Annotated in this window: 17 protein-coding genes; 2 read left to right on the forward strand and 15 right to left on the reverse strand. The window is 48.3% G+C overall.

Annotated features, from left to right (window positions below; all coding sequences use genetic code 11):
- Positions 1-135: 135 nt before the first annotated feature.
- The 3 genes from KME11_05155 to KME11_05165 all read right to left on the reverse strand — a co-directional run bounded on the left by KME11_05155 (position 136) and on the right by KME11_05165 (position 1,497).
- Entirely contained in the window at positions 136-393 is a 258-nt protein-coding gene (locus tag KME11_05155) for a hypothetical protein (protein ID MBW4514594.1), read from the reverse strand.
- On the reverse strand, positions 394-915 hold the full coding sequence (locus KME11_05160; protein MBW4514595.1) for a hypothetical protein: 522 nt from the start codon (positions 913-915) through the stop codon (positions 394-396).
- A gap of 111 nt (positions 916-1,026) precedes the next feature.
- Positions 1,027-1,497 (reverse strand): GPW/gp25 family protein, encoded by a 471-nt coding sequence (locus KME11_05165; GenBank protein MBW4514596.1) that lies wholly within the window; start codon positions 1,495-1,497, stop codon positions 1,027-1,029.
- Between the two features lie 58 nt (positions 1,498-1,555).
- Between KME11_05165 and KME11_05170 the strand changes: the two genes are divergently transcribed.
- Positions 1,556-3,952 carry a hypothetical protein gene (locus KME11_05170; protein MBW4514597.1) on the forward strand — a complete coding sequence of 799 codons (2,397 nt, stop codon included), beginning with the start codon at positions 1,556-1,558 and terminating at the stop codon, positions 3,950-3,952.
- Here KME11_05170 and KME11_05175 read toward each other — a convergent pair.
- From KME11_05175 to KME11_05185, 3 genes are read right to left on the reverse strand one after another with little or no spacing between them, the layout of a single operon-like run.
- Complete coding sequence (locus KME11_05175; protein ID MBW4514598.1) at positions 3,940-4,443, reverse strand: hypothetical protein; 504 nt, start codon at positions 4,441-4,443, stop codon at positions 3,940-3,942. The two genes, KME11_05170 and KME11_05175, sit on opposite strands and share 13 nt — an antisense overlap.
- Positions 4,400-4,858 (reverse strand): hypothetical protein, encoded by a 459-nt coding sequence (locus KME11_05180; GenBank protein MBW4514599.1) that lies wholly within the window; start codon positions 4,856-4,858, stop codon positions 4,400-4,402. The genes KME11_05175 and KME11_05180 overlap by 44 nt, the downstream gene beginning before the upstream one ends.
- Before the next feature lie 45 nt (positions 4,859-4,903).
- On the reverse strand, positions 4,904-5,215 hold the full coding sequence (locus KME11_05185; GenBank protein ID MBW4514600.1) for a hypothetical protein: 312 nt from the start codon (positions 5,213-5,215) through the stop codon (positions 4,904-4,906).
- Positions 5,216-5,276: 61 nt separating this feature from the next.
- Between KME11_05185 and KME11_05190 the strand changes: the two genes are divergently transcribed.
- Positions 5,277-6,815 carry a DUF882 domain-containing protein gene (locus KME11_05190; protein ID MBW4514601.1) on the forward strand — a complete coding sequence of 513 codons (1,539 nt, stop codon included), beginning with the start codon at positions 5,277-5,279 and terminating at the stop codon, positions 6,813-6,815.
- Here KME11_05190 and KME11_05195 read toward each other — a convergent pair.
- From KME11_05195 to KME11_05235, 9 genes are all read right to left on the reverse strand, one after another.
- Positions 6,727-7,005: a hypothetical protein gene (locus KME11_05195; GenBank protein MBW4514602.1), complete on the reverse strand. Its 279-nt coding sequence runs from the start codon at positions 7,003-7,005 to the stop codon at positions 6,727-6,729. The two genes, KME11_05190 and KME11_05195, sit on opposite strands and share 89 nt — an antisense overlap.
- Positions 7,006-7,102: 97 nt before the next feature.
- On the reverse strand, positions 7,103-7,990 hold the full coding sequence (locus KME11_05200) for a hypothetical protein (protein ID MBW4514603.1): 888 nt from the start codon (positions 7,988-7,990) through the stop codon (positions 7,103-7,105).
- 81 nt (positions 7,991-8,071) lie between these two features.
- Positions 8,072-8,287 carry a hypothetical protein gene (locus KME11_05205; protein MBW4514604.1) on the reverse strand — a complete coding sequence of 72 codons (216 nt, stop codon included), beginning with the start codon at positions 8,285-8,287 and terminating at the stop codon, positions 8,072-8,074.
- Positions 8,284-10,413 (reverse strand): hypothetical protein, encoded by a 2,130-nt coding sequence (locus KME11_05210; GenBank protein MBW4514605.1) that lies wholly within the window; start codon positions 10,411-10,413, stop codon positions 8,284-8,286. The genes KME11_05205 and KME11_05210 overlap by 4 nt, the downstream gene beginning before the upstream one ends.
- Positions 10,410-10,919 (reverse strand): ASCH domain-containing protein, encoded by a 510-nt coding sequence (locus tag KME11_05215; GenBank protein ID MBW4514606.1) that lies wholly within the window; start codon positions 10,917-10,919, stop codon positions 10,410-10,412. The genes KME11_05210 and KME11_05215 overlap by 4 nt, the downstream gene beginning before the upstream one ends.
- Positions 10,916-11,578: an alpha-ketoglutarate-dependent dioxygenase AlkB gene (locus KME11_05220; protein MBW4514607.1), complete on the reverse strand. Its 663-nt coding sequence runs from the start codon at positions 11,576-11,578 to the stop codon at positions 10,916-10,918. Before KME11_05220 ends, KME11_05215 begins: the two co-directional genes overlap by 4 nt.
- Entirely contained in the window at positions 11,568-11,792 is a 225-nt protein-coding gene (locus KME11_05225; protein MBW4514608.1) for a hypothetical protein, read from the reverse strand. The genes KME11_05220 and KME11_05225 overlap by 11 nt, the downstream gene beginning before the upstream one ends.
- A gap of 39 nt (positions 11,793-11,831) precedes the next feature.
- Complete coding sequence (locus KME11_05230; GenBank protein ID MBW4514609.1) at positions 11,832-12,593, reverse strand: hypothetical protein; 762 nt, start codon at positions 12,591-12,593, stop codon at positions 11,832-11,834.
- Positions 12,590-14,149 (reverse strand): hypothetical protein, encoded by a 1,560-nt coding sequence (locus tag KME11_05235; protein MBW4514610.1) that lies wholly within the window; start codon positions 14,147-14,149, stop codon positions 12,590-12,592. The genes KME11_05230 and KME11_05235 overlap by 4 nt, the downstream gene beginning before the upstream one ends.
- Positions 14,150-14,229: the final 80 nt, after the last annotated feature.

Below are 14,229 nucleotides of genomic sequence, written 5' to 3' on the forward strand. Positions count from 1 at the left end.
TCGAGTATGCCGCTATATTATCTCAAGCATTCTGATGATTCCCTTTTAATGCTGAAATATACTTTAGAGGCGGGCGATCGTCGCTTCATGCTGTGTGTTCAGGCAGACTGATCGCCTGAGCATAGCCCGCCCTTTTCATTTTTTCGCTTTTTTAATTGCCTTCAGTGCCGACTGCAAAGCCTGTTCTGCTTCCACTAACGATCGCCCCACCTTAAGCTCATGATTTGCCTCATCCACTACGACCAGATCACCTGCTGCAATCCTCTCTAGCAGCAGACTAACATTACCCCGATCACCCCATTTGCACCCTAGAGACAAGGCGATCGCCTCTAGGTTTTGCTTTGCATCAGGCGAGAGGGCGAGCGTTACCGCATCCCTTTTTCGTGGCGACATTTATGGCAACCCCGCTAGCGCAGAATAAAGGTCGTCACGGTTCTCAATCCACCATTTAGCAGCGGTGGGCAGGCTTTTGAATTTTCCAGATTGAGCGATCGCGCGGCTATTGTTCGTTGCAATGCTTCGTGCCCAATTGACCTGCTTTTCACTTCCGACAAACTGAATTGAATCGGCAACATGATAAGCATCTTCCAGCTCTGGCTCAGAAGGCTCAGAAACAGGTGCATCGACTGGAGTATCATTTTCCTCGAGCAGCGCTTCCAATTCATCTCGTTCATCCATCTCATGCATCAAGGCTCGCGCTGCGCTTAAAAGCTGCTCGTTGGGAGGATAGCCACCCATCACGGTGTACTCGCCCTTCATTTTGTCTTTGACAGCGAGCGTAATTTTGAGACAGAGGATATCAATTTGTTTATCGCTCACTCCAGCAACCGCCAAATCTTGAGCAACCTCTTCCTTGAGAAGTTGGGCGACCTTGCCAGGGGCTAATAAAGAAAATTTGTGTTTGATCACGCCCATTGCTAAAATCCTCTTAGTTAGTTTTGAGTTGGGCGAGGGTTGCACCCCTTGCCCTTGCTTCTATCTAAGCAGTTTTTAGTTAATATGTAAATACAATAGTGTAAGTACATATTAGGTGAAGCCATTGAATCTTGCTCCATTTAAAGAAACATCATCCATAAACTTGTCCAGGCTCTGATTCCAAATAGCCCCTGTATAGGCATACCAACCAAACGTAAGCAAGTTTTGGTCGGCTCTGCCTTTGGGAACGAAGATGATATTAGCTCCCAACTTATTTTCACGATCGGGGAATTGGTCAATGCTCACAGTAATTTTCTCAATCCCTGGCACCCATCGCATGATTTCATTTTGAGCATTATGCACCCAATACTGAGGCGCATAATTAGACAACGGCTCAAACAAATCTGGAGCCAAGCCATACTGCGGATGCACGGGATCTTCACCTTTGCGAATCAACAGCACGGAAATAATATCGGCGGCAATTTTCCGATCACCGGACACAATATTTAAGCCCCCGCGATCGTCTGTTGCCGACCAAAGCGACCAGGCAGATCCAATGAAAGCAGCATTTAAGGCAGGCATAGTGAAGGGTAGAGGGAATAGTTTAAGTTACCCTTGATCATCCTCAACCTGGCTCGGTATGTCTTCAAAACCCTCGCCCCAAATCATCGAGAACCTGCCCCTCTATGCTCGCCTGGTGGACGAGGCGGGGACGCTAGAGCATATTGCAAACGCATTTCAACCGCAATACGACAGCATTCTTAATCGGCTTGACCAACGGGAAATATTCTTTAACCCCTCGATCGCCCCTGCCGAATGGCTTGATTGGCTAGGGCAGTTCGTCGGGCTGGCAACGATCGATGGACATTGGTTAGGCACTGGATTAAACCCAAAATGGACGACAGAACAGAAGCGTCGGGTGATTTATCGGGCAATCAAATACTTTGCCAATAAGGGTAATGAATGGGGCATTCGGGAGGCGATCGCCCTGTGGCTGCAATGGGACTTGGCACACGAAAATAATCAATTAATTCTGAGATTGCCCTTCGGTGAGACGATGACCAGCGACCCGCCGCAATGGTTTCACTATCACACCGATTACGCCGCGCCACATCTCCAAACCTGGGTAGAGCGACAGTACTTCGGCTCTGGCGATTACGAGCAGTTTTACCAGCCGAACTGGTTTAGTTTGCAGGGTGATTCCTTGCAGCAATACGATCAAACCCTGTGGAGCGATCGGGTATTAGAACAGGTAGCAGCTCCCATTCTGGAATCATCCGGTTCAGGATTGGGAACACAACGCCCCTGGATGCATTTCTTTTTAAGGGAGCATGAGTGGAACAAGATTTTTCCCGATATCATCACGCTCAATCCTGAAATTTGGGGCACTCATGCCGAACCGGAAGTATTTGGTTGGCTAAGTTATCGTCTGCGAGAACCGCTAGTGTTGGCGGCTGCCAATGATGGACAGGAAGATTTTTTAACGGAAGAAATCTGGAATGTGGACGGGTTTCAGTATGGCGATCTCTGGTATTTTGAACCGGGGGTGGTTTCGGAGTGGACAGAGATAGAGGTGGTGACGGAAAGCTTTGGTATTGCTCCGGGGCAAGGGCACGAGGATCACTGGGACGGAGAGGAAACCCCAACGCAGGGCGATCGCCTTTATTATGTGCCCTACGGTTTCCGCAGCCGCCTCGAATCGGTAACGCGATCGGTGGTGTCGAGTTGCACCCCAGGCATGATGGCTGAGATTGTTACCCTGGAAAATCAATTAATTCCCGGTTTACCCGCCGAGCCACCCAATCAGCTACTAGATCAGATCCCAGCCTACGACTACACGCTGTTTCTGCCAGATGTGGGATTTATTGATTTGTGGGGTGCCGAAGTTGACCTGTTGCCAGCCTTGGAATTGCCAGAAATTACGCTAGCTGAGCCAGCGCGGTATCAATGGTTAACTCCACCAATCGCCATTCAGTTCTACGAGGCGCAACTGTGGAACGAAGGGCATTTGTACTATAGTGGAGCCAAGGCGGCAACACCCGATCGCACTGAGCAAATTGAGGTATTCAAGTCTGTCCAAATGTGTAACCTGAGGGATAATTACAGCCTGCGCTTTGTGGAGATCGAAACTGTCCGAATTCCCTTGCCAGAGGTGGTCATACCTTTGGCTGAAGTCTATCCGATTCTTGGTAAAATGCTGCGGGGCGATAATTGGGTACTGAGCTTTGAGATTGATGATGAGATTTATACGGTGAAGCCTTGCACAATGTTTTGGCAATACAAAGATGAACAGGGCGTGCAACAGCGATCGCTCGTTTATAATCCGGCGATCGCCACTAGCTTGTATTTAGAATTTCTGATCACGCCGCACACAGATGGATACCTATACAGCTACAACCTTTTGCTAGATCATGAGAGCCTTCAGGGACATGACTTTGTAGTACCGCTGGCGCTCTCAAAGTATCAGCAGGTTGGCATTCGGTTTAACGTGGCTCTCATCACCGAATCAGGAGCAGAGACGCTAGAGGATGATATTGCCATTTCAGATTACCTTGTCTCGATTTGGGATGCAGTTCAAGAAATTGCTGTAACTATCCCGATCGCATTACCCGATACGGTTCCACCGATTACCGCACCCAATATCATGCCACTCATTCCAGAGGAAGAACCCGCGCCGACTGCTCAATCCTTGCGCGATTTATTACTGTCCACCCGATCGGAAATGGCGATCGTTTCAGAACGATTAAATGAGCTACAACGCAGCGGTGCTCGTATTATGGGATTTGCTCTCACGGGCGGCGTTATTACGGCTTTCCCTGGCACGACACGAACCGTTTTCCAAGTGTCTACAGGGTTAGGACATAACCGCTTTGCCGTAATTCAAACGCGATCGACAGATGTCACTCAGCAGAATCAAGCCGAGCCAGAGATTAGAGCAGCCGGAATAGATGGGTTGGAGCTAACGTTCTGGGCGATCGCACCGATTCCTGATGGCTTAATGGAGGTTTGGATTGCCGAGGAACATCAACTTTCTTGAACATGCAGCATTGCCACGGCGATCGCCTTTTTCGCCACCTTGTCCCAATTAATCTCGTCGTGTCGCGCCCAGATGAGGCTAGTGGCAATAATTTGAGTAACCAAGTAAGAGCAGTCTCTTTTTGTAGCGGGTTCAATTAAGTCGAACTCATCCTTCCACAGATAGTTAGATTTCTTTGACCAGAAATCAACGGCTCGTAAGGTGGCACCCTGGGGGATTTGAGCGACAGCAATGAAGTGACTTTGCCTCTGATTTGCCCGTTTAAAGTCGCGGCAGTCGTCACACCAAATCCAAAATTCAACCTTAGTATCTTCCAGGTAGCGGGGAATAGCTCTGAAGGTGGCAACGGCATTGGGCTGCAATCGATTGACGACAGCAAGAGCACAAAAGTTTCTAGATTTAAATATCCGAACAATGCGTAAAATCGGGATTCGCTCTTGTCTCTTGTTAGGGCGGAAAAGCCTGTAAATACACTTCCCGATGCTTTGCATAAACAGTTCTAGGGATGTTATTCTCAAGTAAAATTTCATACAATACGCTCTTTGTAATATCAATTAATTGAGATGCCCAGAACATGGAAGCCAGCCTGTTTTGATCGAATAATGAAGTAGTTTTTGATAGCCCAATACAATCTTTTTGTGTGCAGCGGATCAATCTTTTTTCAATGCGATCGATCACGAAAAGAGCAATATCATCAGGACTATTAGAAGGCATTCGCAGGTCTATTTGTCCGAGAAATAATCGGGTTACTCCCTGTCGGATCTCAATTTGATGCGTTGCTGAGTCAATCTGAACGACAGGACAGAGGCGTGAATTACAACGCTCAAAAGTGACCTCAAACTGCACTCCTTTGATTTCTTTAGAATGACAGCGACGGGACAGATTCCCCCGATTTTGTAAATGCATTGTGCTGGCTCGTTTAAAAGACTATCCATGATGCGCCCTATTTAACTATTTTTCAGCGGTATGATTGGGAATAAACTTCTTGGCAATCTCACCAAATAGAGTGGGCTGATAGCTTAAAAATAAAGCCACTAAGCCAATGCCAAATTCTTGCTGAGTCAGCGATCGCTTTTCCTGATGAATAATCGGTGCCCAAAACCACATAATGCACAACCCCGTGAGGATGGGCAGGGATACCCGACCAATCAGGGCAGATAGCCCGTCGTCGGCTTGATAGGGACAAGAGTGAGGGCAAACCCAGGCGGGAGGGGTTGGATTAGAATTAGCTAGATTGTCAGAGGAGTCAGAGGAGTTTGCCATAAGGGTCGCCTTATTAATCAGTTCAGAGTGCCCAAAATAGACTTTTGAGGGGAGGGAAAAATTGTCAGAAATTGCGACAAAAATAGCGGCACTCACTGACGGCGATCCTCGCGGTCTCTCCGAAGGAGTGCGCTCACATTATTCGCTGCGGATCAAGATCGGAGCGCTGGAGTTTTCCAGGTTGAAGGGCGATTTTGTTGGAACGCCAGTGATTAGCCTGAATACTCGTCAGTTTTCAGAGATAGAATTTACCCTAAATAACAAAAAGAGGCAGGAGGATCAGATCACTCCTGAAGGCGATCGCTCATCATCTGAACCAGTAACGGAACAAGCGCCGGAACAATTAAGCGAGGATTTGTGGGAACAGATTTTAGCCAACGAAGGGGCAGAGGTGCAGGTAGAGCTAGGCTACGCGCCCGATCATCTTCAGAATGTTTTAGTCGGCAAGCTGTATCGAATTGGGCGAAAATTGCCTGATGGCGTAATTCTAGAAGTAATGGATCAGTCGGCGCAACTGGCAAATACAACGAGGAGCTCGGTGAACGCGAAAGGGGAAACGCCTGTAATTAGCAAATTAAAGCCCGATGATTTGTCGGCAGATGCCTTTACCCTTTTACCTGTTGCTGATGAGACGGATTTAGGAACTGCGCAGCTACAGGTGCGCTCCTTCGGAGAGACCGCAAGGATCGATCTGGGCTTGAATTCCTCCAGTGGAATTACACCGCTCCCCACAGAAACAACCGGGGAGAATAGCCGCCCCGCTACTAGCCCGCTGGTGGAGAAAGCCGCTCTAGAATCTGGATTGAGGTTTGTGGATCAATCGGGTGTGGTGACAAGTGAACAGGGGACGGCGGCGATCGCATCCTCTAGCCTGAACTCTGCAAGCCAGCAAGCGGGGTTACTGGGTGAGGTACTGATTGCATCAGGCAACACGATCAAACAGGTAGCAGCGGGAAAAGGGGATACAACGGGATTGATTCTAGATTGGGTTGAGCATCAATCGGCATTCGTAGGCAATCCTGTGATCACGAAAAAAACCCCGTTGCAACTACAGAGCGGCTACGGGGCATTGACGGTTCAGGGCTGGAGTCCGAATGATAAGGCGATGATGGGGGCAACGGTAGTCACTACGCCGCCTGTGGGCGTTCATCCGACTGGTAATATTCAGGTGCCAGAGTGGGGCAATGTGAAGCTAGGAGAGGCGATCGCGCCAGGTTCGCTCTATACCTGGGGCGATGCCACGCGCCAAGGTGAGCGTGTCCCTGAAAGCAATGATGTGATGCAAGGAATCGTCCTAGCGGCTGGCTTGATGGACGAGATATCCAAGAAATATCTGGGTGGTCAGAAGGTGCAGATTACTAGCTGGTACAGAGATCCGGCTAGTAATGAGGCTGTTTCCAGTTCGGGGCGATCGGGTCCGCATACCACGGGTTCGGCGGTAGATTTCTACACCGATAACATGGATCAAATTCATGCTGATTATGAGCGATCGTGGGAGGGGGGAGTCGCCATCAGTCCAGGAAGTTTTGTGCATCTGGACGGGCTTGGTGTGTTTCCAGGGCTGGAGCATTATCCCAAGCTAAGGCGGTGGCAATATTAGGGAACACATCCACCAGAAGAATAGGCTCTAGAGATACTGTAGAAAACTGCTGCTCCATTTTTCTACAGACTACCGAAGCCTTCCGAATCTCCTCAGTGTGGGAGATGTCTGAAGCCGAACTGATTGCCAAATGCATCTGGGCGATCGCCAACTCTAGATTCTGGGAACGCGTCAATTTAGGAGAAGTCATGATTAGATATTTCACAAAATTACCGAGAAAATGGGTCTAAAGCCCCGTCGTTCACGACGGCTTCTCTTCCGGCTTCAATGCTTCTTTTGAATTAATTTTAACCTGAAATCCAGATCGGTTTAATCCAGATTAGCTTCCTTTCCTTCATCCCCACCCCATGAGATTGCTGCCGCCAGTGTCCGCGCCTCCAATGAGCATGAGGGCTGGCATGAGTGCCCTGCGGCGGGTTAATCCTAGGTAAGCTCTGTCGCTGATAATCCTTCCCAATCCAACGGGGAACACGGTACAATGGGCGATCGCTTTTCTGCTTACCGAAGCCCTTCCGCTCATCCGATGCAACCAAGATTTCAGAATCAATTAATTCTGGAAGATAGCTTAAAGACAGTACAATTTGCAGGACGATCGTTCTAAGCTTAGCTAGAAAAAGTTCGTCCTCTTTGGTTGTAGCCTCAGTTCCTATCTTGGGGTTGGGTTTGAATAAAATCTCATTATCACCTAGTCCAAAACCTGTCATCCAAGTAGACTCAGATTGATCCGACAAGAATATACTTATCTGTCTTTTATGCTCCACTCTAAAGGGAGTTTTGTTGATGCCATCGCTGATCACGACAAGCAGGTAGGGGATCGGATTTCCTTCGCTAGTACATAAAGCAGAGTTGGGAAGGAGAAGTAGCATTCCCGGTAATGGTGCCGTCCAAAATTCGTCAATTAATTTTGTCAGCCCGTTAATATCTGTCTCCTGAAAGTCCTTCAGGAGACTATGACTAATGCAATAAGTGGGTAATTCATCTTGCACCCACCATTTCCACGCTAGTCGATGGAGGTTGGCAGCGGGATCAAGGTGAATGTTCTTTACAGGCTCATTGTCAGTGCAGATGGCAGCGATCGCACTGATTAATTCCCATGATGCGTGAGTCTTTGGGATGCGGTAAGCGTGAGGGGGCGATCGTAGTTTCTTCAGTGTCGGGCTGTTTCCCTGCTCCATGTATTTTCTGATATCCGATAGGGTCAAGGATCTTCCCCCTTCAAAATTTCCAACTGTTTGCGCAGACTCTTCAGTTCATAATTAGTAGGCAATTCCCACAATTAAGTGCATCCAAAGAATGAAGATCTCGAAGCCTGACACACGCAGAGGGTCGCCATCCACACAATGCTCGACCCATGTTATGGAAAATAGTTGATAGTTGCGGTTGAAGGATTTTGGAACATTGATCCACCAAAGCTCCCGGCTAAGCTCAACACTAAAAACAAATCGATTCAGCAAAAGCATGGTATTTTTCATGAATCCTTGAGTAAGTTTTCTTCTAGAATCTCTCGAATAGAGTTCTCTAGAACGTCTGCCATTTCTACGATCGCCGCCACATCGACACCCATGGAGGAAAGCTTTTCAAAGGTAGAAGTAACCTGATCGGTGGCGATCGCGTGGATTTGTTGAGCAGTAATAGACCCAGATCGATCGCCAGCAGAAGAAGCAATATATGCAGCAGAAAATGGAACATTTGGAACGACAGTAGCAACTGCATCTACCGCTTCTAGCTCTGATAGTTCAGCCTCTTGAGCTTCTTCATACACCTCTGAACTCATGGGTTTGCGTTGGGCTATTTCCAGCAATCTAGCCCCATTCTGCTCCCAATAAGCCCAGGCAGTTTTCGCGTTGTTGAATCCTAATGGGAAAGGAGGACCAACGTCATCGCGCTCTACACAAAAGCCTTTTCCCCAATCTTTGACTGTGCCAACTTGAGCATAGTAATCTTTGATTTCTTCGAGTGTTGGAGCAGAGGTAGGTAAGGGATTTGATTTTGTGTAGCGATCGTATTGCTGCCAAATCTTGAGATGTTGCTTGAGTGCGTCATCCAGGCTAGAAAAAGTTTTTCGGAAGCCTGGAGCCTCAAAAATGAATGGAAATCCACCACTGCTATTCTCTTTAAAGCCACCCGGATAAACGCTGTCATATGCCACACAAACCAGCTTGAATTTTTTATCCTGTTCATCTTGATCAACAGTTGGCAGCTTTTTAATGCTGATTTTATCCAACGCTTCAGTTAGGGTTAAATCCGTCACGCTGTCGGATTTGATTAGAGCATCCCAGCTACGGGCGATCGCCATGGCTCGTTGGGCTTTGCGCTCTTGAATGTTGTGTTCTTGAAGATAGGGCAGCCAACCGCCATGCTTGGTTTCAGCTTTTCGCTGCTCTAGCTTTTGCCCTAGCTCACGGTAGAGTTGCAGTGCTGCTTTTCCGGCATTGAAAGCCGTCTCCTCAGATTCAGTTGCCTCTCGGTAAAGGCGATCGATATCTTGATCTAGAGTTGATTCAATTGCCAATTCAGGTGCTAATTCAGTGAGTTGCTCTGCGGGCTGAACTGCTAATTTATTTTCGAATTGATCAGATTCTACTGGAGCTGGTTCGAGTAAACTTAATTGCCCAGAGAGGACGCGGCGGTTATGTTCAACGCGATCGACAACCGTTTTTGCCCAGGCTGTTGCTTCCTCGGTTTCACGGTAGTCAAATTTATCCTCGTCAAACATTCTCCACCAGCCGCAGGTCGCCCGATGGATTAGGTCAACCCCGATCGCCCCGCCATTGGGAAAATCTACAAAAATCTCCCAATCCTCGTAACTTTCAAGATCTTCGTCTGCGTGCCCAGACTGGGACGAGTGACCTAAAGAGTTGAAACCATGCCCAGCCAACAGAGCGGTGAGTTGGGAGAGGGCGCTTTGATCCTGTAGCTGTTCAATGATTTCGATGCCTGCCAAATAGACTCTTCCCGTATTTAGCTCAACGAGTTCTTTACCCAGGCTGACCACGATGCCTTCAATGATGGGCTTGCCTCTCCTAAATCCTCGACCCCGAACGCGATCGCCCTCGTTAACAAACAAGAATGCTGGTTTTTCTGGTTCCACTTGAACTGTCTGCTGGGCTAGAGGGGCGATATCTTCAGGAGTCGCCAATGCTAGTTCCGAACAATGCAACGAGAAACTAATTCCGTCATCGTCCTCTAAAGAGGTCATGCCATTTTGATGCCGTCCTGTGACCGTAAAAATTATGTCTTTCTGGGTTGAAGATGCCAACTCTGAAATATTTTTAACGCGATCGCCGCTCTGAAATATTGGGAACGCCTTTTCTGGGGCGTAAAGCTCAATTTGCTCAAGCCTTAGCCTTGCCCTTTGATTAATAGAGGGCGAAAAAACATGAACAAGTTTTGCTGTGATCTTTTCTACTATCCAATCATCCATAGCATGAGGATGCCTGCGACAGATAACACGCGCTCCAACTGCAACAACCGTAGTAGATGCATTTGCCGCAAGAGTTGCACCTTTTTTCAGATACTCTTGAAAATCTGGCTTGCCCGCCTGCTTCTGCCCTCTTCTAGAGCGAGTCGATTGAGTGGTTTTTACTTGAGCAATCATGATTTGTTTCCTTTAGAAAATCCGTTCGTGTTTTCGATTAATTCAACGATCTCAGTTGGCAATGCTGTCAACCTCTGCTTTCCTCTAAAATCAACAGGGTGAGCAAGCTTGAGAACGTCGCTGAATATCCAGGCATATCGCCCGTGCTGCCAATTCCCTACAGCTCGCTCAAGTGGGGTTTGCGCCTCTATGTCAATCCATCGGTGTTGTGTGTGGCGCGGGTCTTTTGGGTCGATCATGTATAGGCAGTCAGTGAGGTTAGCGATCGCCACCACTTGACCTAGCGGCAATGGCTCAGAGAGTTTCTTGCTCAATGTTTTTTGTTGATCGGTTGAATGTTGAAGTGAGGTATAAATCGCTTCAATCACTTCATTTTCCACTTGGCGCTTAGCTGCATGAATGGCAACTAAACCTCTATACTCTGTCCCCCACCTACGGGTTTCAATCCTTTTCGTACCACAGGCAACTAAAGAAGCCCAGGGCTGCCAGAGCGTTAAAACTTTCATGAATGCACCTCTCGCAACGTCACGCTAATTCGTCCGGTTTTCATGTCTAAATCTGCCGGAGCAGTTCCTGGCAGAATCTTCATCACGCCGTGGTAGGCAAGGCGACTATACCCAGCCATAATCAGCGCATCACCCGATCGCAGTTCAATATCTTGCCAAGGCAGTCCTTTGTCGTTGATATTGCCCAGCCGAAAGATCGCCGAATCCCCCAAGCTCAATGTGACGATCGGTCTTCCTTGCTGAATTAATTCTTCTGCCTCACTCCGGTCCTGGTGCATTCCGAGGGATGCACCAACAGGAAAGAAGTTCACGATCGCGGTCTGCGGGAAATAAGGTAAATACTCCTCCGATCGAGCCTGCGTCAGTGCTAGCACTGCTAAATTAATTAGCTCACCGGGGAGAGGCGATCGGGCTGCAAAATATCCATAGGGCTTCCAGCGATAGCCCAGGCAGGCAAGGGGATGCACCATTGACACACCGTTGGGCATTGCTGGGGTATACCATCCACCCTCTGTCCATTTTCGTAGTGCTACAACTAGCTCACTCTGCTCACTCAACAGCAAAAAATTAGGGAGATGGATAACGCCAGAAGCAAGAACAGCGATTTGGCGAGGAATCAGATCAAGCTGTCCTATTGCAGATTTCGTTTTATTTGCCATTTGCACGATCCAAATCAGCCTTAAGCTGATCAATAATTTGGTTCTCCCAATTGATTAAAGTAGCTTGCTCTTTAAGCTGCAAATCAACTCGTTGAATATAAACGGCGATCGCCTTAGGATTCTGTCGATACAGGCGTTCCCAGCGTTTTGCGGCAACTGATTTAACGATGTTGCTAATGTCGTGTTGAATGGTTAAGAAATCGAACGAAAACATGGTTTAATTTCTCCTGATAATTCTGAAACTCAACTTTAATTAACTGCGATCGCTATCCCCAAACATGTCTTCACAGATTTGCCGTAACTGAGAATCTCGAATAGAACCGTCTTCTTCATCCCATAGAACAACTGGGTCATAATCAACATTGCCGTTAGGCTGGTAAAGGGGAGGGCGCTTACCCCATTCGTCTAGCCAAAAATCTTCTTCTTCAAGAAATTCTCTGCCGCATAGTTGCCAAGGTTGTCCTGGATATGCCGCCATAAATAAAGCCGAGGCGATCGTCTTAAAGGCTTCGTAAGACGATCGCTCAACTCCTTGCCAGACATGGCAATGATTAACGTAATAATTTCCGTTTGATTCAAACTCAACCTTGCACCGATGGTAGTGCCAGCGTGGATCGCCCCAGTCTTGCGGACGTTCACCAAGAGACAAAAGAGGATGCTCAGACTGACTGCCATCTTCGTTAACTTCATGCAGCGTGTAGCAGTTATGCACGACAACGCGCTGCTGTTGCTGCATTGCATCAAACTCTTGTGGAGTACAGTCCAGCGAAGTATCCCAACCCTGGTTAAGGGCTTCAGCGATCGCCGGATCAATCGCGCTTAATCTGGCAATCAAATTAATTGCCATGGAATGGGCTGTTTCTGCTGCGTTAGGTACGGCTCCCATACCTGGATGCCTTAGGCAAAGCTGGAGGAGCGCCACCAGTGTGAAAGCTCGTTCGGGCGTAATAAATATCTCAATGGGTTCAGCGATCGCCAGCCTGCTGGCAATTAATTCAAAGTCGGGTGTGTTCATGTTTGCTCTCTGTTGAAAGTTTGTAAATCAGCCAAACACTCTGCAAGCTGCTGACCGCTCATTGCCTGTAGGGTGGTGTTGTATCGTTCTTGCAGCCACTGCGATCGAGCAGAGCGATCAAAACTCAGTTCTTGAAATCGCCACTTCACCTCAAGCAACAGGTCAGTCAGGTCAGCTTGTTCCTCAACGAGCGAAACGAGCGGACAAATCTTACCGTCCTTCAAGACATAGCCCCATTGCGGATTCGCGCTCAGAAGCCACTGCATTCGCTCTACAGCATCTTTAGCCGTGGTGTTGGGAGAAATATGCCTTAGCTCTTGCTCAAGCGCTGACAGGAGCATATCCGGAGGGCGGAGGTTGAGGTTATCGCTAATCTTCTGCCATTGGGCAATTGGGTCGGCTGGCTGGCTGACTGGCGGCTTAACGGGTTGCGATCGCTGAGGTGTAGGTTTGGGTGGTTTAGGCGGTGCCTCACGCCAGCCTTGCTCAATCTCAAAGTCGTGATACAGGCTCTCGCCCTCAAGGTGAACTCGCTCTAGAGCAAATGAAAACAAATTGAGAACGGGTTTTCTGCCAGCTTTCTTCTGGCGATCGCTGTAATTCTGTGTACGCCGCAACACGTACTCCCAGAAGCTAGAATGACTACCGCCATCGCCAGCTCTGTCGTAGCGCGTCCAGTCGTAGGCACTGGCATCAAAATTTGGAAAATTTGCTTTTTCGGAAGCACCGACGGCGGCGGAACATTTTGCGTCTTGCTCTTGCGTTTGAGGGTGGTCAGCCGACTTTTCATCAGCTTGAGCCGTTTTAACAATTGCAGCAACAGAATACTCATCCTGTTCAGGCTGTTTATTTTTTGAAAAAAAGTATTTTCGGCTTTCTCTCTCTCTCTCTTTAGAGGATGTATAGATACCTCTATTAACAATATATAGATCCTGATCCTGGGAGGATCTATATATTGTGCTGGGAGCCTCTAACAAAGTATCAGCAGTTACTTTTTGAGTGCGATCAAGATAGATCGTGGGAGGATCTATAGAGGGAATAAGGGTGATCCTGGGAGGATCAGTAGCCTGGTTAGGGGCGATCGTGGGAGGATCAGTGGCAGGTTTTCTGCTACCCCTGCCCTTACGAATATTTGAGTTTTTAAAGTCTGCTGTCGGCACCTGCCAGCACTCCATTGGGAGAAGCAAATAGAGGTTTGCCAACGTTACTCCTGGCTGGTGCCTTTGCCGCACCATCATTTTTCGATCGAGCAGTTCTTTGACCGAATCCGCGACTTTTCGCCGTAGAACTTGTTCGGTGGTATTTGGGTAACTGCTTCCAAAACATTCAGTTGCAATTCGATTAAGCGATCGGCACACTGCCCAATGGACAGCACCATCTACAAACGTCGGACGAGCATGGCAGCTCAGGTGGCAATAGACCCGATAAGCTTCTATCGTTAAGCCCGCCGCATCTAACTCTGTGTGGATAATGGGTGCTCCTGGAAGGCGATTCGGGCGCGCTCCTTCGGAGATGCTGCGAGGGGGGCTTGTTAGGGGGGGAACAGCAGCAATCATGTTGCCGCCCCCCTGACAATTCGACTAAAGTAGAAGTGCCCTGACCTTCCGGATTGTGGAGAGATAGGGCTGAATTGAAA

The sequence above is a fragment of the Timaviella obliquedivisa GSE-PSE-MK23-08B genome (genome assembly GCA_019358855.1).
In the GTDB taxonomy this organism is placed as follows: Bacteria; Cyanobacteriota; Cyanobacteriia; order Elainellales; family Elainellaceae; genus Timaviella; species Timaviella obliquedivisa.